The following is a 24,611-nucleotide window of genomic DNA, read 5'->3' as shown; positions in this document are numbered from 1 at the left end:
CACTTGTCCTGGATTGTCCTGTTGCGACAGCGGTGACGCCTCGCGGCAAGCCGACGACCGTTTCCCGCGCGCGACGGGCAGCGGGATCGGAGATCATGCCGGACACGATACGGCTTCGCCGTGTCGCGCGGTACGGCTCGACCTGATCACGCATGCGCTGCCGCGCGAGATGCTCGACGACGGCGTCGACCCGATGAAGAAGGGCGAATCGATTCGCCCGATCGTGCTGTATTGAACGGAAGGGAACCCCATGCTCGAACTCGTTTCTTCGCATGCTTGCCACGGTGGCGAGCAACGCTTCTATCGCCACGATTCGAAGGCGATCGGCCTGCCGATGAAGTTCTCGGTGTACCTGCCGCCGCAGGCGGCGCACGGCCGCGTGCCGGCGCTGTTCTATCTCGCGGGGCTCACCTGCACCGAGGAGACGTTCGCGATCAAGGGCGGCGCGCAGCAGTACGCGGCGCAGCACGGCCTCGCGCTCGTGATGCCCGACACGAGCCCGCGCGGCGCGGGTGTGCCGGGCGAGTCGGAGGCGTGGGATTTCGGCGTCGGCGCGGGTTTCTATGTCGACGCGACGCAAGCACCGTGGTCGACGCATTACCGGATGGAGTCGTACGTGACGGGCGAGCTGCGCGAACTCGTCGCGGCCGAGCTGCCGATCGACGGCGCGCGGCTCGGAATCTTCGGCCACTCGATGGGCGGGCACGGCGCGCTGACGCTCGCGCTGCGTCACCCCGACCTGTACCGGTCGGTGTCGGCGTTCGCGCCGATCGCCGCGCCGACGCGCTGCCCGTGGGGCGAGAAGGCGTTCTCGGGTTATCTGGGTGCCGACCGCGAAGCGTGGAAACAGCACGACGCAAGCGAGCTCGTCGCGCGCGCGGATGCGCCGAAGTTCGCGGACGGCATTCTCGTCGACCAGGGCCTCGCCGACCAGTTCCTCGCGAACCAGCTGAACCCCGACGTGTTCGAAGCCGCGTGCGCGAAAGCCGGCCAGCCGCTGACGCTGCGCCGCCATGCGGGCTACGACCACGGTTACTACTTCATCTCGACGTTCATCGCCGATCACGTCGCGCATCATGCGCGGGTGCTGGCACGTTAGTGCGATAAACCGGCCGCGCCATCCGCCATCAGCGAGTGGCGCGGCGCTTCCACTTTCGCAGCGTGCGCAAGGCGAGCCAGGTCACCGGTATCACGACCGCAAGCGCTATCAGCAAATGCACGACGATGACGAGATCATCGCCCGACTCGCCGTCCCAGAATCCGGGAACATGCGTGACGAGCCAAGCCCACGCGCGCTCGGGTATCGGCGGTGCGAACGACTCGTGAGTGAGGCACAGCCGTGCAAGCGACACGGATGCCACGAGTACCCAAGCGGTCACCGCGGCTCGGTACGCGACTCGCTTCATTTGACTGTAATCGTGCCGTACGCACGCACGGAGGAGCCGGGGATCGGAACCGGCTTCTGCGCGATCAGCAAGTTTCTCAGTCGCGCGTAATCGATCGTCGATTCGATGGTCACGCATACCCTGCTGATTCCCTGCACGCCTTTGGGGGCGTGCCGACATGCGCGATTGCGCACCCTGTCGAGCGCCCGCTGAACGTCATGTGCGTCGCCGCAACAGGCTCGCCCCATACACGAGCGCGGACAGCGCGGTGATCCAGAAACTCGTCGGCCAGTCGGTGTGATACGCGAGCGCGATCCCGGCCCACGCTTCGAACAGCGCGAACAGCGCGGCGAGCAGCACGCCGGTCGACAGCCGCGTCGACACGTTCTGCGCGGCCGCGGCCGGCCCGACCAGCAGCGTGAACACGAGCAGCACGCCGACGATCTGCGTCGCCGCGGCCACCGCGAGCGCGCACACCGCGAGGAACAGCATCGACACCGTGCGCAGCGACACGCCCTTGGCTTCGGCCAGTTCGGGCTGCAGCGACGCGAACAGCAGCGGCCGCGCGATCAGCGCGAGCGCGACGAGGCTCACCGCGCCGATGCCTGCCAGCACCGCGAGCGTATCGTGGCTGACCGCGAGCACGTTGCCGAACAGCAGCGCGGTGACCTGCGTCGCGAACGACGTGTAGAAATGCAGGAACAGCAGCCCGAAGCCGAGCGCGCCCGACAGGATCACGCCGATCGCGACGTCGCGGCCGGCGAGCCGTTCGCCGAGCGCGCCCATCCCGATCCCGGCCGCGAGCGTGAAGCCGACCATCCCCCAGATCGGCGAGATGCCGAGCAGCACCGCGCCGGTCGCGCCGGTGAAGCCGACGTGCGACAGCGCGTGGCCGGCGAAGGTTTGTCCGCGCAGCACCAGGAAGTAGCCGACGATGCCCGCGAGCACCGCGACGATCCCCGACGCGGCGAACGCGTTGATCATGAAGTCGTATTCAAACATCGTGCGAATGCCCGGGATGAGCGTGTCCGTGGTGGTGGTGACCGTGATCGTGACCGCCGCCGCCGTGCGAGTGGCCGTCGTCGTCCTCGTGTTCGTGATCGTGCTTCTCGATTTCGACGTCGCCCGACATCACGAAGATCCTGCCGTTCACGCGCATCACGTCGATCGGCGAGCCGTACAGGCGCGACAGCACGGGTTTCGTGATCACCTCGTCGACGGTGCCGAGCGCCGCGACGCCGTTGCCGAGATACAGCACGCGGTCGAGCGCGTTCAGCAGCGGATTCAGTTCGTGCGCGGAAAACAGCACGGTGATGCCGAGCTCGCGCTGGACGTTGCGCACGAGTTCGACGACGCCGCGCTGGTGGTTCGGGTCGAGGCTGATCAGCGGCTCGTCGAGCAGCAGCAGCTTCGGGCTGCCGAGCAGGCACTGCGCGAGCAGCAGGCGCTGCCGCTCGCCGCCCGACAGTTCCGACAGCGGCCGGCGCGCGAGCGTCGGGCCGCCGACGAGGTCGAGCACGCGGTCGACGTCGCGCCGCGTCGCGGCGTTCGTGTGCGGCAGCCCCCAGCGGTGGCCGTCGGCGGCCATCGCGACGAAGTCGTAGCCGCGCATCCGGCGATTCGCGAGGCCGCTTCTGATCTGCGGCATGTAGCCGATCGACGCGTTGCCGCGCACGACCGGCACGCCGCCGACCGACAGCGTGCCACCCGTGACGGGCACGAGGCCGAGCACCGCGCGCATCAGCGTCGTCTTGCCCGCGCCGTTCGGCCCGAGCACGCCGACGAATTCGCCGGGTTCGATCGAGAAGCTCACGTTGCGCAGGATCGTGCGTCCGCCCAGTTCGAGCGTGACGCGATCGAGTGCGAGTGCGTGGGGAGTGGCGGTCATGTCGTAGCGTGAATCATTTCTTGCTGGCGGAAAGCGCGGCCGCGAGCGCGTCGAGCTGGCCGGCCATCCATTGCTGGAAGGTCTTGCCGGCCGGTTGCGTCTCGGTGACGCTGACGCTCGGCACGCCGCCGTCGCGCGCGACCTTCAGCAGGCGCTTGGTCATCGGCGCTTCGGCCTGGCTGTTGTAGATCAGCACGCGCACCTGCTTCTTGCGCAGGTCGTTCTCGAACGCGGCGACGTCCTGCGCGCTGGCTTCGGTGTCGTTCATCGTCGCGAGCTGGAAGCGCTGGTTGCGCATGTCGAGGCCGATCGCATCCGACATGTAGCCGAACACCGGCTCGGTGGCCGTCACCGGCACGCCCTTGTACTGCGCGCGCAGCGCGGCGACCTTGTCGTCGATCGGCTTCAGCGACGCGACGAACTTCTGCAGGTTCGCGTCGTAGTCGGCCTTGTTCGCCGGGTCGGCCCGGCCGAGCTCGGCCGCGATCGCGCGCGCCGCGGCCGGCATGGTCGCCGGGTCGTACCACAGGTGCGGGTTGTCGCCGGCCTTCTTGCCGACGAGATCCGCGACGACGATCGTCGCGCGCTTCGCCTGCTTCGATGCGGACAGCAGCTTGGCCATCCACGGGTCGTAGTTCGCGCCGTTGTAGATCACGACCTGCGCGTGCTGCAGCGCGCGCGCGGTCTTCGGGCTCGCTTCGAACAGGTGCGGATCCTGGTCGGGACTGCTGAGGATGCTGGTTACCGCGACATGGCGGCCGCCGATCTGCGACGCGACGTCGCCATAGAAATTCTCGGCGGCGACCACGTTGACGGTCGCGGCCTGCGCGAACGCGGGCGCCGCGATCGACAGCGCGGCAGCAGCAGCGGCCAGCAGGCGGGCAAGCGGCAGGGCGCGCCGCGGCGCGCGCTTCAGGGCAATGGACATGGAACTCCTCGTTGGAAGGGGCGGCGCCGTGCGCCGCGCGGTGCGGTGTCAGCGTTGCGCGGGCTTGCCCTTGCAGTGCCCGCACAGGCCGTTCAGCTCGACGACCTGGTGGTGGACTTCGAACCCGTGCGCGGGCTCGCTCGCGGACAACTGTTTCGCGAGGTCGCTGCCCGGGATCTCGACGGTCTCGCCGCACGAATCGCAGATCAGGAACTGGCCTTCGTGCGGCACGCCGATCTCGCAGCACGCGAAGAACGCGTTCTTCGATTCGATCCGGTGGATGAAGCCGTGCTCGACGAGGAAATCCAGCGCGCGATAGACGGTCGTGGGCGGCACGCGGCCGCGTTGGGGCTCGAGCTCGGCGAGCAGGTCGTACGCGCCGATCGGGCGCTGCGCGGCCAGCACGCGTTCGTAGACCTGGCGGCGCAGCGGCGTCCACGCGAGCCCGTGCTCGGCGGCGAATGCGTCGGCCCGGGACAGCCGGGCGTCGATGGGCGATGAGGTGGCCATGGCGTGAAGCAGGCAATGAAACGAAGTATCGCGATGATATAACGTATCTCCATGCCGTGCAGCCCGAATTCCTGCCGATGCACGCGCTCTGTCCCCTTCAGCGCCGTTTCAGCCGCGCCGCACCCAGCCCGCCGCGCCTTGCCGGGCGCGGGTCGCCGGCCGGCGCACGGCGCGGCCGTGCCGCAGCGCATCATCGAAAGCCGCCGTGTCGCCTTGACAGCATGAATCGCGTATCCGATCATTCGATCAACAACAGAGCAATTGATCGGCCGGCGAGCGTTCGCTCACCTCGCGGCCTTCGTGCAGCAGAACGAACCGGAGACAACCAGTGAGACTGGCAGACAAGGTCGCGATCCTGACGGGCGCGGCAAGCGGCATCGGCGAAGCGGTCGCGCAACGCTATCTGGACGAGGGCGCGCGCTGCGTGCTGGTCGACGTGAAGCCGCCGAGCGGCTCGCTCGCGCGGCTGATCGAGCAAAATCCCGGCCGGGCGGTGGCCGTTACCGCGGACGTCACGCGCCGCGACGACATCGCGCGCATCGTCGCGACCGCGGTCGAGCGCTTCGGCGGCGTCGACATCCTGTTCAACAACGCGGCGCTGTTCGACATGCGCCCGCTCCTCGACGAATCCTGGGACGTGTTCGACCGGCTGTTCGCGGTCAACGTGAAAGGGCTGTTCTTCCTGATGCAGGCGGTCGCGCAGCGGATGGTCGAGCAGGGCCGCGGCGGCAAGATCGTCAACATGTCGTCGCAGGCGGGGCGTCGCGGCGAGGCACTCGTTTCGCACTACTGCGCGACCAAGGCCGCGGTAATCAGCTATACGCAGTCGGCCGCGCTCGCGCTCGCACCGCACCGGATCAACGTGAACGGCATCGCGCCGGGCGTGGTCGACACGCCGATGTGGGAGCAGGTCGATGCGTTGTTCGCGCGCTACGAGAACCGGCCGCTCGGCGAGAAGAAGCGGCTCGTCGGCGTTGCCGTGCCGCTCGGGCGGATGGGCGTGCCGGGCGACCTGACGGGCGCCGCGCTGTTCCTCGCGTCGGCCGACGCCGACTACATCACCGCCCAGACGCTGAACGTCGACGGCGGCAACTGGATGAGCTGAAGTGGCGCCGCTCGCACGCTTACCCCTGGCGTTCGTGCCGCGCGCGGCCGCCGCCGCACGAGGACACGCATGATGGCGGAGATCGTGGTTGCCGGCGAACTGCTGGCCGAATTCGTCGCCGCCGAGCGCGGCCAGGGCTTCGACGTGCCGGGCCTGTTCGCGGGCCCGTTCCCGAGCGGCGCGCCGGCGATCTTCGCCGACCAGGCCGCGCGGCTCGGCGTGCGCGTCGCGTATGCGGGCTGCGTCGGCCGCGACGCGTTCGGCGACGCGATCGTCGCGCGGCTCGAGCGCGATGGCGTCGACGTCGCGCGCATCCGCCGCGTCGCACGTCCGACCGGCACCGCGTTCGTCGCGTATCGCGACGACGGTTCGCGCAGCTTCGTGTTCAGCCTGTCGACCAGCGCGGCCGCGTGCGTCGACGCATCCGACGTCGACACCGCGATGTTCGACGGCTGCCGCTACTTCCACGTGATGGGCTCGTCGCTGACGAGCGAATCGGCGATCGCGGCGGTCCAGCGCGGCGTGATCGAGGCGGCGCGCGCCGGCGCGAAGGTGTCGTTCGACCCGAACGTGCGGCCCGAGATGCTGAGCTTCCGCCCGATGCGCGCGGCGCTCGACACGCTGCTCGCCGCGTGCCACCTGTTCCTGCCGAGCGAGGCCGACCTGCCGTTCTTCTGCGGGCCGCAGCCGGCCGAGCGCGCGATCGCCGGGCTGCTCGCGACGCATCCGCTGCTCGAACGCGTCGTGCTCAAGCGCGGCGCGGCCGGCAGCGTGGCGTTCGACCGCGCGAGCCGCGTTGACGCGCCGGCTTATCCCGTCGACGAACGCGACCCGACCGGCGCCGGCGACTGCTTCGGCGGCACGCTGGTCGCGAGTCTCGTCACCGGCCTGCCGATCGACGTCGCACTGCGCCGCGCGAACGCGGCCGGCGCGATCGCGGTCACGCGGCGCGGCCCGATGGAGGGCAACAGCAGCGCGGCCGAGATCGACCGCTTCCTGACCGAACGAGGTGTCGCATGCCCGGCCTGACTTCCACTGCCGAACGCCCGCGCAGCGCGCACGCCGGCGCCGTGCTGCGAATGATCTTCGACGCGAACCGCGCGCAGGCGCAGCGCGGCATCTATTCGGTCTGCAGCGCGCACCGGCTCGTGCTGGAGGCCGCGTGCGAGGCCGCGCGCGCGGACGGCTCGCCGCTCCTGATCGAGGCGACCTGCAACCAGGTGAACCATCTCGGCGGCTATACGGGCATGACGCCCGCCGATTTCCGGCGCGACGTCGATGCGATCGCGCAGCGCTGCGGGCTCGCGCCGTCGGCGCTGGTGCTCGGCGGCGATCATCTGGGACCGAACCCGTGGCGGCACCGCCGCGCGGCCGACGCGATGCGCGAAGCGGCCGCGATGGTCGCCGCGTATGTCGAAGCCGGGTTCGAGAAGATCCATCTCGATGCGAGCATGGCGTGTGCGGACGATCCGGCGCGGCTCGACGACCGGACGATCGCCGCGCGCGCGGCCGGGCTGTGCCGCGCGGCCGAAGACGCGGCGGCGCGCGCCGGCGTCGCGCCCGTCTACGTGATCGGCACCGAGGTGCCGACGCCGGGCGGCGAAGTGGCCGGCGACGCAGCCGGCGATGCGATCGCGCGGATCGCGGTCACGCGCAGCGACAGCATCGCGGCGACGCTCGACGCGCATCGCAGCGCATTCGCGGCGGCCGGGCTCGACGACGCATGGACGCGCGTGGTCGCGATCGTCGCGCAGCCGGGCGTCGATTTCGACGATCGCCACGTGCTCGACTACGACAGCGCGAAGGCCGCATCGCTCGGTGCAAGCATCCTGCGCACGCCGCGCCTCGTGTTCGAAGCGCATTCGACCGACTACCAGACCGAAGGCGCGCTCGCCGCGCTCGTGCGCGACCACTTCGCGGTGCTGAAGGTTGGCCCCGCGCTGACCTTCGCGCTGCGCGAGGCGCTGTTCGCGCTCACCTTCATCGAGGACGCGCTGATCGGCGACGGCGCGCAGCGCTCGCGGTTGCGCGACGTGGTCGATGCCGCGATGCGCGCGCAGCCCGAGCACTGGGCGCCGTACTACCGCGGCGACGAGACCGAGCAGCGGCTCGCGCGCCAGTTCAGCTACAGCGACCGGATCCGCTACTACTGGCTGCAGCCGGCCGTCGCGGCGGCGGTCGAGCAGTTGTTCGACAACCTCGCGCGGCAACCGGTGCCCGAAACGCTCGTCGCGCAGTGGCTGCCGGACGTGTACGCGGCGTGCCGCGCGGGTGGCCTCGCGAAGGAGCCGCGCGCCTGGGTGCGCCACCGGATACGCGACGTGATCGCGCACTATGCGCGCGCGTGCGGGATGCAGCGGCCGGCGTGACGGGCCGCGAAGGAAGTGCAGCAACGCGACACACGCAATACGCAATACGCAACACCGACGACAGTTCGAACAATCACAGGAGACATGCCATGCAACGAAAGATGCTCGATGCCGCCGTACGCTGCTTCGCCGGGGCCGCGCTCGCGACGGCCGCGTGCGCGGCGTCCGCCGGCACGCTGACGATCGCGACGCTGAACAACCCGGACATGATCGAGTTGAAGAAGCTGTCGCCGGCGTTCGAGAAGGCGAACCCGGATATCAAGCTGAACTGGGTGATCCTCGAGGAGAACGTGCTGCGCCAGCGCGCGACCACCGACATCACGACCGGCAGCGGCCAGTTCGACGTGATGGCGATCGGCACCTACGAGACGCCGCAGTGGGGCAAGCGCGGCTGGCTCGCGCCGATCACGGGGCTGCCCGCCGACTACGACCTGAACGACATCGTGAAGACCGCACGCGACAGCCTGTCGTACAACGGCCAGCTGTATGCGCTGCCGTTCTACGTCGAGAGCTCGATGACGTTCTACCGCAAGGACCTGTTCGCTGCGAAGGGGCTCAAGATGCCCGACCAGCCGACCTACGACCAGATCGCCGAGTTCGCGGACAAGCTCACCGACAAGGCGAAGGGCACCTACGGGATCTGCCTGCGCGGCAAGGCCGGCTGGGGCGAGAACATGGCGTACGTGTCGACGGTCGTGAACACGTTCGGCGGGCGCTGGTTCGACGAGAACTGGAACGCGCAGCTCACGTCGCCGGAATGGAAGAAGGCGATCGGCTTCTACGTGAACCTGCTGAAGAAGGACGGCCCGCCGGGAGCGAGCTCGAACGGCTTCAACGAGAACCTGACCCTGACCGCGTCGGGCAAGTGCGCGATGTGGATCGACGCGACGGTCGCGGCCGGGATGCTCTATAACAAACAGCAGTCGCAGGTCGCCGACCGGATCGGCTTCGCCGCCGCGCCGGTCGCCGCCACGCCGAAGGGCTCGCACTGGCTGTGGGCGTGGGCGCTGGCCGTGCCGAAGACGTCGAAGCAGCAGGACGCCGCGCGCAAGTTCATCGCGTGGGCGACGTCGAAGCAGTACATCGAGATGGTCGGCAAGGACGAAGGCTGGGCGTCGGTGCCGCCGGGCACCCGCACGTCGACCTACCAGCGCGCCGAGTACAAGGCCGCCGCGCCGTTCTCGGACTTCGTGCTGAAGGCGATCGAGACGGCCGACCCGAACGATCCGTCGCTGAAGAAGGTGCCGTACACGGGCGTGCAGTACGTCGGGATTCCTGAATTCCAGTCGTTCGGCACGGTGGTCGGGCAGGCGATCGCGGGTGCGGTGGCCGGCCAGATGACGGTCGACCAGGCGCTCGCCGCCGGGCAGGCGGCGGCCGACCGCGCGGTCCGGCAGGCCGGCTACAAGAAGTAACGCGGCTGGCACCGTGCGCGCCGCCGCGCACGGTGCGCGTCGCCGATGCAGAAAGGCGGGCCGCCCGTTCGTGCCCGCGTCTCAACCGGAGGGACTCCGATCATGCGTCATTTGCGTCTTCCCCTGAGCCACGCGTCGCCGGTCGGCGATGCATCGTCGCCGCCGGGCGCGCCGCGCCGCGCGCGCGGCGGCGCCAGCTGGCTCGTGTCGCCGTCCGTCGCGGTGCTGCTGCTGTGGATGTCGATCCCGCTCGCGATGACGATCTGGTATTCGTTCTCGCGCTACAACCTGCTGAACCCGGACGTGAAGGGCTTCGCCGGGATCGACAACTACCGCTTCCTCGCGACCGATCCGTCGTTCCTGCCCGCGATCTGGCACACGCTCGTGCTGATCGGCGCGGTGCTCGCGATCACCGTGGTCGGCGGCGTGCTGATGGCCGTGCTGTTCGACCGCAAGTTCTACGGGCAGGGCGTGGCCCGCCTGCTCGCGATCGCGCCGTTCTTCGTGATGCCGACGGTCGCCGCGCTGATCTGGAAGAACATGATCCTGCATCCGGTGTACGGGCTCGTCGCGAACGCGATGCGCGCGCTCGGGATGACGCCGATCGACTGGTTCGCCGATTACCCGCTCACCGCCGTGATCATCATCGTCGCGTGGCAGTGGCTGCCGTTCGCGTTCCTGATCCTGTTCACCGCGATCCAGTCGCTCGACCAGGAGCAGAAGGAAGCCGCGCGCATCGACGGCGCGGGCCCGATCGCGATGTTTTTCTACATCACGCTGCCGCACCTGAAGCGCGCGATCGCCGTGGTCGTGATGATGGAGACGATCTTCCTGCTGTCGATCTTCGCGGAGATCTACACGACGACGGGCGGCGGCCCGGGCGATGCGACGACCAACCTGTCGTACCTGATCTATGCGCTCGGCCTGCAGCAGTTCGACGTCGGCCTCGCATCCGCGGGGGGGATCATCGCCGTCGTGGTCGCGAACGTCGTGTCGTTCTTCCTGGTGCGGATGCTCGCGCGCAACCTGAAGGGGGAGTACGAGAAATGAGCGACCTGACTTTGGAAGGCCGGCGCGCGCCGGCTGCATTCGACCTCGTGCGGCGCGCGCTGCCCGGTGCGCTCGCGTGGCTGCTCGCGCTGCTGCTGTTCTTCCCGATCTTCTGGATGGCGATCACCGCGTTCAAGACCGAGCAGCAGGCGTATGCGTCGACGCTGTTCTTCATGCCGACGCTCGACAGCTTCCGCGAGGTGTTCGCGCGCAGCAACTACTTCTCGTTCGCGTGGAACTCGGTGCTGATCTCGGCCGGCGTCACGGTGATCTCGCTGCTGCTCGCGGTGCCGGCGGCCTACGCGATGGCGTTCTTCCCGAACCACCGCACGCAGAAGGTGCTGCTGTGGATGCTGTCGACCAAGATGATGCCGTCGGTCGGCGTGCTCGTGCCGATCTACCTGCTGTGGAAGAACGCGGGGCTGCTCGATACCGTGTCGGGCCTCGTGATCGTGTACACGCTGATCAACCTGCCGATCGCGGTGTGGATGACCTTCACGTACTTCAACGAGATCCCGAAGGACATCCTCGAAGCGGGGCGCATCGACGGCGCGTCGACGTGGCAGGAGATCGTCTACCTGCTGATGCCGATGGCGCTGCCGGGGCTCGCGTCCACCGCGCTGCTGCTCGTGATCCTGTCGTGGAACGAGGCGTTCTGGAGCATCAACCTGTCGAGCTCGAACGCCGCGCCGCTGACCGTGTTCATCGCGTCGTACTCGAGCCCCGAGGGGCTGTTCTGGGCGAAGCTGTCCGCGGCTTCCCTGCTCGCGGTCGCGCCGATCCTGATCGTCGGCTGGCTGTCGCAGAAGCAGCTCGTGCGCGGGCTCACGTTCGGGGCGGTCAAATGAGCGCTACCGGCGAAGGTGCGGCCGGCGAACGCGCGTTCGGTCACGGGATGAACGTGCTGATCTGCGACTGCGACGGCGTGCTGATCGACAGCGAGGCCGTCGCCGCCGACGTGATCGTGCGCGAGCTCGATGCGCGCTGGCCGGGTGTCGACGCGCGGCCGGCGGTGATGCCGCTGCTCGGGCTGCGCATCGAGCGCGTGCTGGCCGGCGCGGGCGAGGCCGTCGGCCGCACGCTGTCGGCCGGCGACGTCGACGCGATCCGCCGCGCGGTCGAGGCGGCGGCCGTCAACGCGCCGATGGTCGACGGCATCGACAAGGCCCTCGCGGCGCTCAACCTGACGACCGCGTGCGCGAGCAACAGCTACCGCGCGTACGTCGAGGCGGCGCTCGCGCGCACCGGCCTCGCGCGCTTCTTCGGCGACCGGCTGTTCTGCGCGGACGCCGTGGCGAGGCCGAAGCCGGCGCCCGACGTGTATCTCGCGGCCGCGCGTGCGCTCGGCGCGGTGCCCGCGCAGTGCCTCGTCGTCGAGGACAGCGTGACCGGCATCACCGCGGCCGCCGCGGCCGGCATGACCGTGCTCGGCTTCGTCGGCGGCGGGCATGCGTCGGCCGCGCAGATCGACGCGTTGCGCGGGATCGGCGCGCGTCACGTATTCGACGACATGCACGAGCTGCCCGGCTACGTCGCGCGCTGGCAGGCGACTGGCGCGGTGCTGCCGGGCTAGCAACCAGGAACGAATGCGCGCCGCCTTCAACGCGGCGCATCACGAACGAACGGAGACAGACCATGGCAAGCGTGCTCCTGCGCAACATCGCGAAGCGCTACGACGACACCGAAGTGCTGCGCAACGTGAACCTCGACATCGCCGACGGCGAATTCGTCGTGTTCGTCGGGCCGAGCGGCTGCGGCAAATCCACGCTGATGCGGATGATCGCCGGGCTCGAGGACATCTCGAGCGGCGAGCTGCTGATCGACGGCGCGAAGGTCAACGACGTGCCGAGCGCCAAGCGCGGCATCGCGATGGTGTTCCAGTCGTATGCGCTGTACCCGCACATGACGCTGTACGACAACATGGCGTTCGGCCTGAAGCTCGCCGGCGCGAAGAAGCCCGAGATCGACCAGGCGGTGAAGCAGGCCGCGAAGATCCTGCACATCGACCACCTGCTCGACCGCAAGCCGAAGCAGCTGTCGGGCGGCCAGCGGCAGCGCGTCGCGATCGGCCGCGCGATCACGCGCAAGCCGAAGGTGTTCCTGTTCGACGAGCCGTTGTCGAACCTCGACGCGGCGCTGCGCGTGAAGATGCGGCTGGAATTCGCGCGGCTGCACGACGAGCTGAAGACCACGATGATCTACGTGACGCACGACCAGGTCGAGGCGATGACGCTCGCCGACAAGATCGTCGTGCTGTCGGGCGGCGCGGTGCAGCAGGTCGGCACGCCGAACGCGCTGTACCACGCGCCGGCCAACCAGTTCGTCGCGGGCTTCATCGGCTCGCCGAAGATGAACTTCCTGAAAGGCACCGTCGAGTCGGTCGACGCGGCCGGCGTGCTGGTGCGCTTCGGCAGCGGCGAGACGCAGCGCGTCGCGGTCGAGGCGGCCGGGCTGCTGCGCGGCGCGGCGGTGACCGTCGGCGTGCGGCCCGAGCATCTGATGGTGGGGCAGGCGGAGACCGGCGTGGCCGCGCGGACGATGGCCGTCGAATCGCTCGGCGATGCCGCGTACCTGTATGCGGAGTCGGCGGTCGCGCCGGACGGGCTGATCGCGCGGATTCCGCCGCTCGACATGTACCGCACCGGCGAGGCGCTGCACGTGCATGCGCAGGCCGAGCACTGCCACCTGTTCGACGAGCAAGGCCAGGCGTTCCGGCGCTTGAGCGCGCACGCGAAGGCGGCGTGAGGGCGCGCGCCGGTCAGAGCCGCAGGTGGTCGGCCATGTAATCGACGAAGGCACGCAGTTTCGGCGTCGGATGGCGGCCTGACGGCCACAGGACGTAGATCGGCGTGCAGCTCGCGACGTGTTCGTCGAGCACCGCGCACAACGTGCCGTCGTCGAGCGCGTCGCGCACGAAGAACTCGGGCAGGCACGCGATGCCGAGCCCGCGCAGCGTGAAGCACAGGCGCGCTTCCGCGCTGTTGCTGACCATCGCGACCGGCACCTCGGGCGGCGTACTCGCATGCGGCACGCGCAGCGGCCAAGTCTCGAGCTTGCCGCTGCTCGGAAAGCGGTAGTGCAGGCAGCGATGCTGCGCGAGATCGGCCGGCGTGCGCGGCGTGCCGTGCCGCGCGAGGTAGTCGGGCGACGCGACGAGGTGCTGGCGGAAATGGCGGAGCAGCCGCGACGACAGCCGCGAATCCGTCGGCTGGCCGGTGCGCAGCACCGCGTCGAAGCCTTCCTCGACGACGTCGACGAGGCGGTCGCTGAAATCGATGTCGAGTTCGATCTCCGGATATGCGGCCATGAAATCGGCGAGCAGCGGCAGCAGCAGCGTGCCGATCGTCGGCAGGCTCACGCGCAGGCGCCCGCGCGGCGCTTCGGCGCTGTGCGTCAGTTCCTGCTCGGCCGCGTCGATCTCGGCGATCACGCGTCGGCACCGTTCCAGGAAGCGCGTGCCTTCCGCGGTCAGCGTGATGCTGCGCGTGCTGCGGTGAAAGAGCCTTACGTTCAGCCGCGCCTCGAGCCGCGCGATGCGCTTGCCGATCGCCGACGCCGACAGCCCGAGCGCGCGGCCGGCCGCGACGAAACTGCGCGTTTCCGCGACCTGGACGAACACGACGAAGCCGCCAAGATTTTCCATGCTGGTTCTCGATTGCGGACATCGATGTCCGGAGTGTCCGGAACTCTAACCCGGTTTTTCTTCTCGCGCCGGCTCCCTACGATGGGCGTTCCTTCACTGTTCGAGGTCACGCCATGTCATCCCTGCCTGTCACCGCCCACCGCGCCGAACCGGATGCCGACGCCGCGCTGCCCGAGCGCCTCGACGCCGCGCTCGATCGCGCGCTGGCCGATGCGCGCGTGGTCGGCGCGGTCGTGCTGGTCGCCCGCCACGGCCAACTTCGCTATGCGCGCGCGGCCGGTCTGGCCGATCGCGAGGCCGGCTCGCCGATGCGGGAGGACACGCTGTTCCGGCTCGCATCGGTGTCGAAGCCGATCGTGACGGCCGCCGCGATGCGGCTGGTCGCGGCGGGGCGCATCGGGCTCGACGAGCCGGTCGCGCGCTGGTTGCCCGCGTTCCGGCCGACGCTGCCCGACGGCACGCCGGCCGACATCACGTTGCGTCATCTGCTGTCGCATACGGCCGGGCTCGGCTACCGCTTCCTCGAAGCCGACGCCGACGGCCCGTATGCGCGTGCCGGCGTGTCCGACGGGATGGACCGCGCGGACCTGTCGCTCGCGGAGAACGTGCGGCGCATCGCCGGCGTGCCGCTGCGGTTCGCGCCCGGCACGTCGTGGGACTACTCGCTCGCGACCGACGTGGTCGGCGCGCTGATCGAGGCGGTCGACGGCCGGCCGCTCGCCGAAGCCGTGGCCGCGCTCGTCACGACGCCGCTCGGGATGACCGACACCGCGTTCTACTCGAATGACGCCGCGCGCTTCGCGACGCCGTACGTCAGCACGCCGGGCGCGCCGCGCCGGATGGCCGACGACGATCTCGCGCCGGTGTACGACGGCACGGTCGGCATCCGCTTCGCGCCGGCGCGCGCGTTCGACGCGGCCGCGTGGCCGTCGGGCGGCGCGGGAATGGTGGGCACCGCGCTGGACTGCATGACGCTGCTCGATGCGTTGCGCACCGGCCGCGACGGCTGGCTCGCGCGCCGCTGGATCGACGAGATGGCGCGCGTGCAGCCGGGCGCGCACGACCTGCCGGACGCGCCGGGATTCGGTTTCGGGCTCGGTTTTTCGGTGCTGCGCGATCCGGCGGCCGCGCAGTCGCCGGAGTCGGTCGGCACGTGGCGCTGGGGCGGTGCGTACGGGCATGCGTGGTTCGTCGACCGCGCGGCCGGGCTGACGGTCGTCGCGCTGACCAATACGTTGTACGAAGGGATGCACGGGCGTGTCGTCACCGACGTGCGCGACGCGGTGTATGGCGTCGACGACCGGAGCGCGGCATGAGCGGGTGCGTATCCGTTCCCGACCGCGCTTCCGACCGCGTCGCCGACCCGGCGTCCGGTCTGTCCGCACCGGTGCGCGAACGCCTGCCGGTCGCGAACCTGCTGGCGCTCGCCACCGCCGGGTTCATCACGATCCTCACCGAAGCGTTGCCGGCCGGCTTGCTCCCGTTGATGAGCATCGACCTGCGCGTGACCGAGGCGTTGATCGGCCAGCTCGTGACCGTCTACGCGCTCGGCTCGATCGTCGCGGCGATCCCGCTCGTCGCCGCGACGCGCGCGATGCGCAGGCGCCGGCTGCTGCTCGCGGCGCTTGCGGGGTTCGTCGTGTCGAATGCGTTGACGGCAGCGTCGCCGTATTACGCGCTCACGCTCGCCGCGCGCTTCGTCGCGGGCATGTCGGCCGGGCTGTTGTGGGCGCTCCTGGCCGGCTATGCGAGCCGGATGGTCGACGCATCGCTGCGCGGCCGGGCGATCGCGGTCGCGATGCTCGGCGCGCCGGTCGCGATGTCGATCGGCATCCCGGCCGGCACCGCGCTCGGCGCGATGTTCGGCTGGCGCATCGCGTTCGCGGGCATCACGGTCGCGGCGCTCGCGCTGATCGGCTGGATCCGGCTGCGCGTGCCCGACTATCCGGGGCAGCCCGCCGGCGCCCGCGAGCCGGTGCTCGGCGTGATCGCACTGCCCGGCGTGCGGCCGGTGCTGGTCGTGATGTTCGCCTATGTGCTCGCGCACAACATGCTGTACACGTACGTCGCGCCGTTCCTTGCCGGCGTGCGGATGGGCGCGCAGGTCGATGCGGTGCTGTTCGTGTTCGGTATCGCGTCGCTGGTCGGCATCGCGCTGACGGGCGCATGGATCGGCGCCGCGCAGCGGCGGCTGACGCTCGCGAGCATCGCGCTGTTCGCGCTTGCGGCGGCGATGCTCGGTGCCGGGTCCGGGATGACGATCGTTTATGCGGGTGTCGCGCTGTGGGGGCTCGCGTTCGGCGGCGCGCCGACGCTGTTCCAGACGGCCACCGCGAACGCGGCGGGCGATGCGGCCGACGTCGCGCAGTCGATGCTCGTGACGGTGTGGAACCTCGCGATCGCGGGCGGCGGCATCGCGGGCGGGATGCTGCTCGGCGCGACGGGCGCGGGCGCGATTCCGTGGGTGCTGGTCGCGCTGCTGGCGGCGGCGTGGCTCGGCGCATGGTGCGCGCGCCGGCATGCGTTTCCGGCGCCGCGCGCGGCCGCGTGAGCGTGCGGCGGCGTCAGGCCGCCTTCGCGTCGAGCGCCGCGCGTGCGCAGGTTTCGTCGGTGACGAGCCCCGACAGCCAGCCGCCGCGCAGCGCGGCGATCACCGCGTCGCGCTTCTTCGGGCCGCCCGCGAACGCGATCGTCGGGCGCTTCGGCGGCGCGTCGAGCGCGACGCTCGTCACGCGCGCGCTCGTCGACACGTCGACGAGCCGGCCCTGCGCATCGATCGGCACGCCGAGCAGTTCGGCCACCGCGCCGAGCGCGGTCATCTCGTCGCGTTCCTGTTCGGTGATGAAGCCGTCCTCGTAGAGCGGGCAGTGCGGGCCGATGTTGCCGATCCCGACGAACGCGACGTCGGCCTGCGCCGACAGCGCGTCGACGATCCGGTACAGCCGGTGATTGCACCATTGCGCGCGCTCGGCGTCGCTGTCGGCGAACAGCGGCGCGGGCAGCAGGAAGTGCTTGCCGCCGGTCTTCTCGGAGATGTACTGCGCGACGTCGTAGCGGTTCGACGAGCCGTCGGCCGCGATCGCGCCGACCATCGACACGAGCCGGTGCTGCGGCCGCTCGATCTGCGCGATCTGCGCGACCGCCGCCTTCAGCGTCCGGCCGCTGCTGACGGCGATCACCATCGGGCGCGTCTCGTTCAGGTAGCGCTCCATCACCTGCGCGCCGGCGACCGCGAGCTTGCGGTCGATCGCTTCGGCCGCATCGGCATCGACGGGCACGACTTCGCACATCGTGAGCCCGTAGCGTTTCGACAGCTGCGCGCCGAGCTCGAGGCAGTCGGCGAGCTGGTGATCGACGCGCACGCGGATCAGGTTCTTCTCGACCGCGAACGCGACGAGGCGCTGCGCGACCGGGCGCGACACCTGCAGCTTCTCGGCGATTTCGTTCTGCGTGTCGCCCGCGACGTAGTAGAGCCACGCGGCACGCGTGGCGAGATCGAGTTTTTCTGAGGACTTGGACAAGATAGCGGTTCGGTTCGGATCTGGGGGGGCCGCCCGCGGACCGGCCGTCGGGCGGCGCAATGGCATCCACTGTAACGCATGCGCGGCGTGCGGCCGACGGCCGCCCTGCGTCGCCGCCTACGCGAGCCGCGCGCGCGACGGTTCGTAAAGCGGGCGCACGTGGCGATACAGCGCGCGGAACGCGTCGAGGCGCTCGCGCAGCAGCGCATGACGCGCGGCGTCGGGCACGTATTCGGCGCGCACCGGCGGCTTGGTCAGCACGACTTGCGGATCGCCGCCGACGGCGAGCCAGCCCAGCCGCGCGGCGCCGAGTGCCGCACCCGTTTCGCCGCCGCCGTGCTGGCAGGTGCGCACGTCCAGCGCGTCGGCGATCAGCTGCGCCCAGAACGCGCTGCGCGCGCCGCCGCCGATCAGCGACAGCCGGTCGGTTTCGACGCCGGCCGCGTGCAGCGCGTCGAGGCCGTCCGCGAGGCCGAGCGTCACGCCTTCGAGCACCGCGTAGCCGAGATGCGCGCGCTCGGTCGCATGCGTCATCCCGAAGAACACGCCCTGCGCATACGGATCGTTGTGCGGCGTGCGTTCGCCGGACAGGTAGGGCAGGAACAGCGGCGCCGTCGCGAGTGCGTCCGCGTCGAGCGCCGCGATTTCGGCGAGCAGCGCCGGCTCGTCGGTGCCCGTCAGCTTGCAGACCCAGCGCAGGCAACTCGCGGCCGACAGCACGACGCTCATCAGTTGCCAGCGATCGGGAATCGCGTGGCAGAACGCATGCACGGCCGACGCCGGATTCGGCATGAAGCGGTCGCCGACCACGCTCAGCACGCCCGACGTGCCGAGCGACACGAAGCCGTCGCCCGCGTGGATCGCGCCGATGCCGAGCGCGCTCGTCGCGTTGTCGCCGCCGCCGCCCGCCACCACGACGGCCTCCGACAGCCCGAGTTCGCGCGCGACGTCGGCGCGCAGCGTGCCGGACGGCGCGTTGCCTTCGACGATGCGCGGCATCTGGTCGCGCGTCATGTCGCACGCGGCGAGCAGCGCGTCGGACCAGTCGCGGCGCGCGACGTCGAGCCACAACGTGCCGGCCGCGTCGGACGGATCGGACACCTTCGCGCCGGTGAGCCGGAAGCGCAGGTAGTCCTTCGGCATCAGCACGCAGGCCGTTGCGGCAAACACGTCGGGTTCGTGCTTCGCGACCCACAGCAGTTTCGGCGCGGTGAAGCCGGGCATCGCGAGGTTGCCGGCCAGCGCGTGGAGATCGGGCGCGCGTTCGGTGAGCAGCGCGCATTCGTCGGCGCTGCGCATGTCGTTCCACAGGATCGCGGGGCGCAGCACGCGGTCGTCGCGGCCGAGCAGCACCGCGCCGTGCATCTGGCCCGACAGGCCGATCCCGCGCACCTGCGCGAAGGCCTGCGGATGCCGTTCGCGCAGCGCCGCGAGCGCGGCGAGCGTGCCTTGCCACCAGTCGTCCGGATGCTGTTCCGCCCAGCGCGGGTGCGGCCGCGACACGCTGAACGGCGTGCCGGCGGTGCCGACCACGGTGCCGTCCGGAGCAAGCAGCAGCACCTTCACTTCCGAGGTGCCGAGGTCGATGCCGAGATACATGAGCGATCCGTTCCGTCAGTGAGGAGCCGCTACTTTAGCCGCACGCGCGCGCGCCTGCCAACGCAGGTTCGCCCGGATGCGCGGCCGCTCGCGGGCGGCCGGCTGCGAGGCCGCGGGCCGCCATGCGTCAGCGCTGCGCGAGCCATGCGTCGACGCGTGCGAGCCCGGCGCGCAGCGCGTCGAACAACGCCGCGTTGCCGGCGAGCGAGCCCCACAGCGCGCGGCTCGCGCACAACGCGACGACCGGGTCGTCGGCCTCGACGATCGCCCGCGCGGCGCCGTCGTCCATCACGCCGTCCTGGTACGCATACGGCAGCAAGCCGCGCGCCCAGCGTTCGAGAAAGCGCAGGAACAGCGCCGGCAGCACCGCGGTGGCGACCGGCGCCGCGCCGCGAGCGAGCGATTCGGCGAGCGTCGGCGCGATGAAGCCGGGAATCTTCGAGAAGCCGTCGGCCGCGACGCGCTGGTTCGTGTCCAGCACGTACGGATTGCCGAACCGTTCGAGCACGACGTCGCGGTAGCGTTCGAGGTCGAGCGGGCTCGGGCTGAGACACGGGATCACGTCCTGCGTCACGTAGTCGTGCGCGAAGCGGCGGATCGCCGCGTCGTGCGTGCCTTCGTGGATGTACGTGTGGCCCGCGAGCGTGCCGGCCCACGCGATGCAGCTGTGCGTCGCGTTGAGGATGCGGATCTTCGCTTCCTCGTACGGATGCACGTCGTCGACCAGTTCCGCGCCGGCCAGCTCCCAGCGCGGCCGGCCCGCCGCGAAGCGGTCCTCGATCACCCACTGGATGAACGACTCGCCCATCACCGGACACGCGTCGTCGACGCCGGTTGCCGCGCGCACCCGTTCGCGCACGTCGGCGGTCGGGCGCGGCGTGATGCGGTCGACCATCGCGCTCGGTGTCGCGACGTTCGCATCGAACCACGCGAGCAGATCGGTCTCGCCGCGCCGCTCGAGGAATTCACGCATGCCCGCGCGAAAGCGCGCGCCGTTGTTGCGCAGGTTGTCGCAGCTCTGCAGTGTGAGCGGGCCCGCGCCGCGTTTCGCGCGTTCGGCGAGCAGCGCCGCGAGCGCGCCGTACAGCGTCGTGCGCGCGCCCTGCAGGTCGGCCGCGAGATCGGCGTTCGCGAGGTCGAGCCGGTTGTGTTCGTTGAGGTAGTAGCCGCCTTCGGTGACGGTGAACGACACGATCCGGCACGCCGGGTCGGCGCCGGCGTCGATCAGCGCGGCGAGATCGATCGACCACGGCAGCACGCGCGAGATCGCGCGGACCGTCTCGTACGCGCGCTCGCCCTGCGGCGTGACGGTTTCGAGCGTGTAGGCGCCGTGCTGCGCGGCGAGCGCGTCCATCGTCGCGCGCATGTCGTCGCGGATGTTGCCGACGGTCAGCGACCAGCGTTCGTCGGCCGGCACGGCCGCGTTCACGCGGTGCAGATACCACGCCTGGTGCGCGCGGTGGAACGAGCCTGCGCCGATGTGCAGCAGCACGGGCGCGTGGGCGGAGGGCGATTCGCTCATCCGGTGTCTCCTGTTCGTGCCAGTCTTTCCTGTCGAATACGATCATTTGCTCTTTATGTGAGCGAATGATCGTATTCGGGCGAGCGAAAGTCAAGGCGCGGGCGCGGCATTTCGATGGTGCGCTGCGGCGGCGCGTGGGCGGGGCGGAAGCGGGGGCGGAAGGCGGAAGGCGGAAGGCGGAAGGCGGAAGGCGTCAGCGTCCGTCGCGCATCGATGCGACGAGTTCGTCGGGCAGCGAGCGTGCTGGCCGCCCCGGCAGGGTGCCGTGACGCGTCGGAACACGGTGAGCGTGAGTAGCGGATGGTGCGGCGCCGCAACGATATGGCGATATGCCGGCGATCGTCCCGGTGGCTCGTCGGCTCGTCGGCTCGTCGGCACGTCGATATGTCGGCCCGTCGGCCCGTCGGAAACGCGGCGACCGCGTCGGCATCGGATCCCGCACGCGGACGGCGCGAGGCCGATCCCGTGCGTGCCCGGCCCTTGCGCGAGCCGGCGGCGCCGGCTGCGGCGGCACATTCCGCGGCGTGCACACGAACGCGCGTTGCCGCGCGAAGGGGAGGCGCCGGCCCGCACGTCGTCGTGACGCGCGGGCGCGAGGCGTGCGTTACAGCGTGGTGCGCACGTGCCAGAGCTCGGGGAACAGCACGACGTCGAGCATCTTGCGCAGATACGGCGCGCCGCTCGTGCCGCCGGTGCCCTGCTTGAAGCCGATGATGCGCTCGACGGTCGTCACGTGACGGAAGCGCCACTGGCGGAACGCATCCTCGAGATCGACGAGTTCCTCGGCCATCTCGTAGAGCTCCCAGTGCTGCTGCGGGTGACGATAGACCTCGAGCCACGCGGCCTCGACCGTTTCGTCGTGACGCATCGGCTGCGTCCAGTCGCGCTCGAGCCGTTCGGGCGCGATCGGGAAACCGCGCCGCGCGAGCAGGCGCACGACTTCGTCGTAGAACGACGGCGCCTCGAGCGTCGCGCGCACCTGTTCGAGGATGTCGGGCCGGTGCGCATGCGGCTGCAGCATCTGCACGTTCTTGTTGCCGAGCAGGAATTCGAGCTGCCGGTACTGGTACGACTGGAAGCCCGACGACTGGCCGAGATACGGCCGCATCGCCGAATACTCGGACGGCGTCATCGTCGACAGCACGTTCCACGCCTGCACGAGTTGCTCGAGGATCCGCGACACGCGCGCGAGCATCTTGAACGCGGGCGGCAGCGCGTCGCCGCGCACCGCGTCGAGCGCGCCGCGCAGCTCGAACAGCGCGAGCTTCATCCACAGCTCGCTCGTCTGATGCTGGATGATGAACAGCATCTCGTTGTGATCGGGCGACAGCGGATGCTGCGCGTCGAGGATCGCGTTCAGCGACAGGTAGTCGCCGTAGCTCATCGACTTCGAGAAATCGAGCTGCGCATCGTGCCAGCCGGCTTGAGCGGTGGCTTCGCCAGGCACGTGCGGCGCTTCATGAGCCGGTTGGGCCGCGCGTGCGCCCGAGAACGGGCAGCCCGCCGGCGCGTCGTCGCCGGGTGGCTGAATATGACCAGAATTCACGACTTTCTCCAGATTTGAATGACGGGGCGCGGCGCGCAATCCGCACGTCGCGGCGGCGCGCGCCGGGCTGGAAGCGGTCAGGTCACCGCGCCGCGCTCGGCGAACTCGGGCGCCTTCCACGCGTCGGTGGCGAGGATGTCGCGCAGCGTCTCGACGGCATCCCACACGTCGACGAAGCGCGTATAGAGCGGCGTGAAACCGAAGCGCAGCACGTAAGGCTCGCGGTAGTCGCCGATCACGCCGCGCGCGATCAGCGCCTGCATCACCTCGTAGCCGTGCGGATGCTCGAAGCTCGCCTGCGAGCCGCGCTGGTGATGCGCGCGCGGCGTGACGAGCTTCAGCGACAGGCCCGCGCAGCGCGTTTCGACGAGCGCGATGAACGCGTCGGTCAGCGCGAGCGACTTGCGGCGGATCGCGTGCATGTCGGTCTGCAGGAACACGTCGAGCCCGCATTCGACCATCGACATCGACACGATCGGCTGCGTGCCGCACAGGAAGCGCGCGATGCCCGGATCGGGCGCGAAGCCCGGCTGCATCGCGAACGGTGCGCGGTGGCCCCACCAGCCCGACAGCGGCTGCGAGAAGTGAGCGAGATGACGCCGCGGCACCCACACGAAGGCCGGCGAACCGGGGCCGCCGTTCAGGTACTTGTACGTGCAGCCGACCGCGCCGTCCGCGTGCGCGCCGTTCAGGTCGACCGGCACCGCGCCGGCCGAATGCGCGAGATCCCACAGCATCAGCGCGCCCGCATCGTGCACGAGCTGCGTGACGGCCGGCATGTCGTGCATGTAGCCGGTGCGGTAGTTCACGTGCGTGATCATCGCGACGGCCGTGTCCGCGCCGAGCGCGTCGGGCAGGTCCGCCGGATCGTCGATCAGGCGCAGCTCGTAGTCGCCGCCGAGCTGTTCGATCAGCCCTTGCGCGATGTACAGGTCGGTCGGGAAGTTCGAGCGCTCCGACACGATCACGCGGCGCTCCGGCGCGCGTTCGGCCTGGTGGCGCAGCATCGCCGACAGCAGCTTGAACAGGTTGATCGAGATGGTGTCGGTCACGACGGTTTCGCCGGGCGCGCCGCCGATCAGCGTCGCGAGCTTGTCGCCGAGGCGGCGCGGCAGCGCGAACCAGCCGGCGGTGTTCCAGCTGCGGATCAGGCCTTCGCCCCATTCGGCGCCGATCACCTGTTGCGCGCGGGCGGCCGATGCGCGCGGCTGCGCGCCGAGCGAGTTGCCGTCGAGATAGATCACGCCGTCGGGCAGCGCGAACTGGTCGCGCAGCGCGGCGAGCGGGTCGTCGCGGTCGAGGGCGAGCGCGTCTTCACGGGTCTTGATGATCATGATGTCGGGTCAGTAGTTCGCGGACGAGTGGTTCGCGGGTCGATGGTTGGATGAATCAGGAGGACCGGCCGGGCAGCGCGCGCAGCACCGCACGCACGGGGCTCGCGTCGAGCGTCGCGAATTTCAGCGGCAGCGCGATCAGCTCGTAGTCGCCGGGCGGCACGTCGTCGAGCACGATCCCTTCGAGGATCGCCATCCGGTGCGCGCGCACGCGGTGATGCGCATCCATGGTCTTCGAGTCCTGCGGGTCGAGCGACGGCGTATCGATGCCGATCAGCTTGACGCCGTGCGCGGCGAGCAGGTCGACGGTCTCGGGCGCGACCGCGCAGAAGCTGCTGTCCCATTGCGCGACGCTGGCGCGCGCATAGGTGCGCAGCAGCACGCGCGGCGGCACGCCGGCGAGCGCGGCCTCGAGGTCGGCCGGACGCACGACCGGCGATGCGCCGATGCAGTGGATCACGCGGCACGGGCCGAGATAGGTGTCGAGCGGCACCGCGCCGATCGGCGCGCCGTCGGCGTCGTAGTGAAGCGGCGCGTCGCAGTGCGCGCCGGTATGCGGCGACAGCGTCAGGCGCGCGACGTTGACCGGCGAGCCGGCCTCCATCCGCCATACGCGTTCGACGGAAACCGGCGTGTCGCCCGGCCACACGGGGGTGGCGGGGCTGACGGGCGGCGAGATGTCCCAGAGTGTGTCCATGGCATGACGAGTCGGTGAATCGATGCTTCGAATGATAGGTGGACACTCGCAGAAAGTGCTTGCGAAATAAACATGGACAATCCGCCCGATTGGCAGATA

Annotated in this window: 24 protein-coding genes; 12 read left to right on the top strand and 12 right to left on the bottom strand. The window is 70.2% G+C overall.

From position 1 onward, the window contains the following. The first annotated feature begins 13 nt into the window (after positions 1 to 13). Together DIE04_RS30365 and fghA are read left to right on the top strand one after the other, a co-directional pair. Positions 14 to 235, top strand: a complete 222-nt coding sequence (locus tag DIE04_RS30365; RefSeq protein WP_185500333.1) for a hypothetical protein — start codon at positions 14 to 16, stop codon at positions 233 to 235. 15 nt (positions 236 to 250) lie between these two features. Next, positions 251 to 1,099 (top strand): S-formylglutathione hydrolase, encoded by an 849-nt coding sequence (fghA, locus tag DIE04_RS09040; protein WP_124522959.1) that lies wholly within the window; start codon positions 251 to 253, stop codon positions 1,097 to 1,099. A 28-nt stretch (positions 1,100 to 1,127) separates the two neighbouring features. On the opposite strand, the gene DIE04_RS09035 is transcribed toward fghA, so the two are convergent. The 5 genes from DIE04_RS09035 to DIE04_RS09015 form a co-directional block, all read right to left on the bottom strand. Then, entirely contained in the window at positions 1,128 to 1,406 is a 279-nt protein-coding gene (locus DIE04_RS09035; protein WP_124522961.1) for a hypothetical protein, read from the bottom strand. A 195-nt stretch (positions 1,407 to 1,601) separates the two neighbouring features. Beyond that, positions 1,602 to 2,387, bottom strand: coding sequence for a metal ABC transporter permease (locus tag DIE04_RS09030; RefSeq protein WP_044844479.1), 786 nt, complete (start codon positions 2,385 to 2,387; stop codon positions 1,602 to 1,604). Beyond that, on the bottom strand, positions 2,380 to 3,273 hold the full coding sequence (locus tag DIE04_RS09025) for an ABC transporter ATP-binding protein (protein WP_124522963.1): 894 nt from the start codon (positions 3,271 to 3,273) through the stop codon (positions 2,380 to 2,382). Before DIE04_RS09025 ends, DIE04_RS09030 begins: the two co-directional genes overlap by 8 nt. 13 nt (positions 3,274 to 3,286) lie before the next feature. After that, positions 3,287 to 4,201 (bottom strand): metal ABC transporter solute-binding protein, Zn/Mn family, encoded by a 915-nt coding sequence (locus tag DIE04_RS09020; RefSeq protein WP_044844477.1) that lies wholly within the window; start codon positions 4,199 to 4,201, stop codon positions 3,287 to 3,289. Positions 4,202 to 4,249: 48 nt separating this feature from the next. Next, positions 4,250 to 4,711, bottom strand: coding sequence for a Fur family transcriptional regulator (locus DIE04_RS09015; protein ID WP_014896195.1), 462 nt, complete (start codon positions 4,709 to 4,711; stop codon positions 4,250 to 4,252). Between the two features lie 328 nt (positions 4,712 to 5,039). Here DIE04_RS09015 and DIE04_RS09010 point away from each other — a divergent pair, with 328 nt between their 5' ends. From DIE04_RS09010 to DIE04_RS08975, 8 genes are all read left to right on the top strand, one after another. After that, entirely contained in the window at positions 5,040 to 5,816 is a 777-nt protein-coding gene (locus DIE04_RS09010; protein ID WP_124486942.1) for an L-iditol 2-dehydrogenase, read from the top strand. Between the two features lie 72 nt (positions 5,817 to 5,888). Further along, positions 5,889 to 6,845: a sugar kinase gene (locus DIE04_RS09005; protein ID WP_185500338.1), complete on the top strand. Its 957-nt coding sequence runs from the start codon at positions 5,889 to 5,891 to the stop codon at positions 6,843 to 6,845. Then, a complete protein-coding gene (locus tag DIE04_RS09000; RefSeq protein WP_124522967.1) occupies positions 6,833 to 8,185 on the top strand; it encodes a D-tagatose-bisphosphate aldolase, class II, non-catalytic subunit in 1,353 nt (450 codons plus the stop codon). Before DIE04_RS09005 ends, DIE04_RS09000 begins: the two co-directional genes overlap by 13 nt. A gap of 89 nt (positions 8,186 to 8,274) precedes the next feature. Further along, complete coding sequence (locus tag DIE04_RS08995; protein ID WP_044844474.1) at positions 8,275 to 9,600, top strand: sugar ABC transporter substrate-binding protein; 1,326 nt, start codon at positions 8,275 to 8,277, stop codon at positions 9,598 to 9,600. 102 nt (positions 9,601 to 9,702) lie between these two features. Further along, positions 9,703 to 10,650, top strand: a complete 948-nt coding sequence (locus DIE04_RS08990) for a carbohydrate ABC transporter permease (protein WP_044844473.1) — start codon at positions 9,703 to 9,705, stop codon at positions 10,648 to 10,650. Beyond that, positions 10,647 to 11,498, top strand: coding sequence for a carbohydrate ABC transporter permease (locus tag DIE04_RS08985; protein WP_124486945.1), 852 nt, complete (start codon positions 10,647 to 10,649; stop codon positions 11,496 to 11,498). The genes DIE04_RS08990 and DIE04_RS08985 overlap by 4 nt, the downstream gene beginning before the upstream one ends. Continuing rightward, complete coding sequence (locus DIE04_RS08980; RefSeq protein WP_124522969.1) at positions 11,495 to 12,223, top strand: HAD family phosphatase; 729 nt, start codon at positions 11,495 to 11,497, stop codon at positions 12,221 to 12,223. Before DIE04_RS08985 ends, DIE04_RS08980 begins: the two co-directional genes overlap by 4 nt. A gap of 62 nt (positions 12,224 to 12,285) precedes the next feature. Further along, positions 12,286 to 13,395, top strand: a complete 1,110-nt coding sequence (locus DIE04_RS08975) for an ABC transporter ATP-binding protein (RefSeq protein ID WP_124522971.1) — start codon at positions 12,286 to 12,288, stop codon at positions 13,393 to 13,395. A gap of 13 nt (positions 13,396 to 13,408) precedes the next feature. On the opposite strand, the gene DIE04_RS08970 is transcribed toward DIE04_RS08975, so the two are convergent. Further along, positions 13,409 to 14,293, bottom strand: coding sequence for a LysR family transcriptional regulator (locus tag DIE04_RS08970; protein ID WP_124522973.1), 885 nt, complete (start codon positions 14,291 to 14,293; stop codon positions 13,409 to 13,411). A gap of 113 nt (positions 14,294 to 14,406) precedes the next feature. Here DIE04_RS08970 and DIE04_RS08965 point away from each other — a divergent pair, with 113 nt between their 5' ends. After that, the gene (locus DIE04_RS08965; RefSeq protein ID WP_124522975.1) at positions 14,407 to 15,609 is read left to right on the top strand and encodes a serine hydrolase; all 1,203 of its coding nucleotides are present in this window, start codon (positions 14,407 to 14,409) and stop codon (positions 15,607 to 15,609) included. Further along, positions 15,606 to 16,844, top strand: a complete 1,239-nt coding sequence (locus DIE04_RS08960) for an MFS transporter (protein WP_124522977.1) — start codon at positions 15,606 to 15,608, stop codon at positions 16,842 to 16,844. Before DIE04_RS08965 ends, DIE04_RS08960 begins: the two co-directional genes overlap by 4 nt. A 13-nt stretch (positions 16,845 to 16,857) precedes the next feature. On the opposite strand, the gene DIE04_RS08955 is transcribed toward DIE04_RS08960, so the two are convergent. From DIE04_RS08955 to kynB, 6 genes are all read right to left on the bottom strand, one after another. Beyond that, positions 16,858 to 17,814, bottom strand: coding sequence for a sugar-binding transcriptional regulator (locus DIE04_RS08955; protein ID WP_044844466.1), 957 nt, complete (start codon positions 17,812 to 17,814; stop codon positions 16,858 to 16,860). Positions 17,815 to 17,931: 117 nt separating this feature from the next. After that, a complete protein-coding gene (gene xylB / locus DIE04_RS08950; RefSeq protein ID WP_124522979.1) occupies positions 17,932 to 19,413 on the bottom strand; it encodes a xylulokinase in 1,482 nt (493 codons plus the stop codon). 127 nt (positions 19,414 to 19,540) lie between these two features. Next, a complete protein-coding gene (dalD, locus tag DIE04_RS08945) occupies positions 19,541 to 20,935 on the bottom strand; it encodes a D-arabinitol 4-dehydrogenase (protein ID WP_124522981.1) in 1,395 nt (464 codons plus the stop codon). 604 nt (positions 20,936 to 21,539) lie between these two features. Then, entirely contained in the window at positions 21,540 to 22,466 is a 927-nt protein-coding gene (kynA, locus tag DIE04_RS08940) for a tryptophan 2,3-dioxygenase (protein WP_044844544.1), read from the bottom strand. A 92-nt stretch (positions 22,467 to 22,558) separates the two neighbouring features. Then, on the bottom strand, positions 22,559 to 23,815 hold the full coding sequence (gene kynU / locus DIE04_RS08935) for a kynureninase (RefSeq protein ID WP_409333442.1): 1,257 nt from the start codon (positions 23,813 to 23,815) through the stop codon (positions 22,559 to 22,561). A 55-nt stretch (positions 23,816 to 23,870) separates the two neighbouring features. After that, a complete protein-coding gene (gene kynB, locus DIE04_RS08930; protein WP_124522983.1) occupies positions 23,871 to 24,512 on the bottom strand; it encodes an arylformamidase in 642 nt (213 codons plus the stop codon). Positions 24,513 to 24,611 lie beyond the last annotated feature (99 nt).

Origin of the sequence: Burkholderia sp. Bp8994 (assembly GCF_003853805.1) — a bacterium.
Classification (GTDB): Bacteria; Pseudomonadota; Gammaproteobacteria; order Burkholderiales; family Burkholderiaceae; genus Burkholderia.
Note: the sequence above shows the minus strand (reverse complement) of the source record. Positions and strands in the feature narration are given on the sequence as shown.

Bases quoted from the DNA above. Each gene is read 5' to 3' on its own strand.
- xylB (WP_124522979.1), bottom strand. From the start codon at position 19,413: ATGTATCTCGGCATCGACCTCGGCACCTCGGAAGTGAAGGTGCTGCTG.
- DIE04_RS09020 (WP_044844477.1), bottom strand. From the start codon at position 4,201: ATGTCCATTGCCCTGAAGCGCGCGCCGCGGCGCGCCCTGCCGCTTGCC.
- kynB (WP_124522983.1), bottom strand. From the start codon at position 24,512: ATGGACACACTCTGGGACATCTCGCCGCCCGTCAGCCCCGCCACCCCC.
- fghA (WP_124522959.1), top strand. From the start codon at position 251: ATGCTCGAACTCGTTTCTTCGCATGCTTGCCACGGTGGCGAGCAACGC.
- DIE04_RS09025 (WP_124522963.1), bottom strand. From the start codon at position 3,273: ATGACCGCCACTCCCCACGCACTCGCACTCGATCGCGTCACGCTCGAA.
- DIE04_RS09035 (WP_124522961.1), bottom strand. From the start codon at position 1,406: ATGAAGCGAGTCGCGTACCGAGCCGCGGTGACCGCTTGGGTACTCGTG.
- kynU (WP_409333442.1), bottom strand. From the start codon at position 23,815: ATGATCATCAAGACCCGTGAAGACGCGCTCGCCCTCGACCGCGACGAC.
- DIE04_RS09005 (WP_185500338.1), top strand. From the start codon at position 5,889: ATGGCGGAGATCGTGGTTGCCGGCGAACTGCTGGCCGAATTCGTCGCC.
- DIE04_RS08960 (WP_124522977.1), top strand. From the start codon at position 15,606: ATGAGCGGGTGCGTATCCGTTCCCGACCGCGCTTCCGACCGCGTCGCC.
- DIE04_RS08985 (WP_124486945.1), top strand. From the start codon at position 10,647: ATGAGCGACCTGACTTTGGAAGGCCGGCGCGCGCCGGCTGCATTCGAC.
- DIE04_RS08975 (WP_124522971.1), top strand. From the start codon at position 12,286: ATGGCAAGCGTGCTCCTGCGCAACATCGCGAAGCGCTACGACGACACC.
- DIE04_RS09000 (WP_124522967.1), top strand. From the start codon at position 6,833: ATGCCCGGCCTGACTTCCACTGCCGAACGCCCGCGCAGCGCGCACGCC.
- DIE04_RS08965 (WP_124522975.1), top strand. From the start codon at position 14,407: ATGTCATCCCTGCCTGTCACCGCCCACCGCGCCGAACCGGATGCCGAC.
- DIE04_RS09030 (WP_044844479.1), bottom strand. From the start codon at position 2,387: ATGTTTGAATACGACTTCATGATCAACGCGTTCGCCGCGTCGGGGATC.
- DIE04_RS08990 (WP_044844473.1), top strand. From the start codon at position 9,703: ATGCGTCATTTGCGTCTTCCCCTGAGCCACGCGTCGCCGGTCGGCGAT.
- DIE04_RS08995 (WP_044844474.1), top strand. From the start codon at position 8,275: ATGCAACGAAAGATGCTCGATGCCGCCGTACGCTGCTTCGCCGGGGCC.
- DIE04_RS08980 (WP_124522969.1), top strand. From the start codon at position 11,495: ATGAGCGCTACCGGCGAAGGTGCGGCCGGCGAACGCGCGTTCGGTCAC.
- DIE04_RS08970 (WP_124522973.1), bottom strand. From the start codon at position 14,293: ATGGAAAATCTTGGCGGCTTCGTCGTGTTCGTCCAGGTCGCGGAAACG.
- DIE04_RS09015 (WP_014896195.1), bottom strand. From the start codon at position 4,711: ATGGCCACCTCATCGCCCATCGACGCCCGGCTGTCCCGGGCCGACGCA.
- dalD (WP_124522981.1), bottom strand. From the start codon at position 20,935: ATGAGCGAATCGCCCTCCGCCCACGCGCCCGTGCTGCTGCACATCGGC.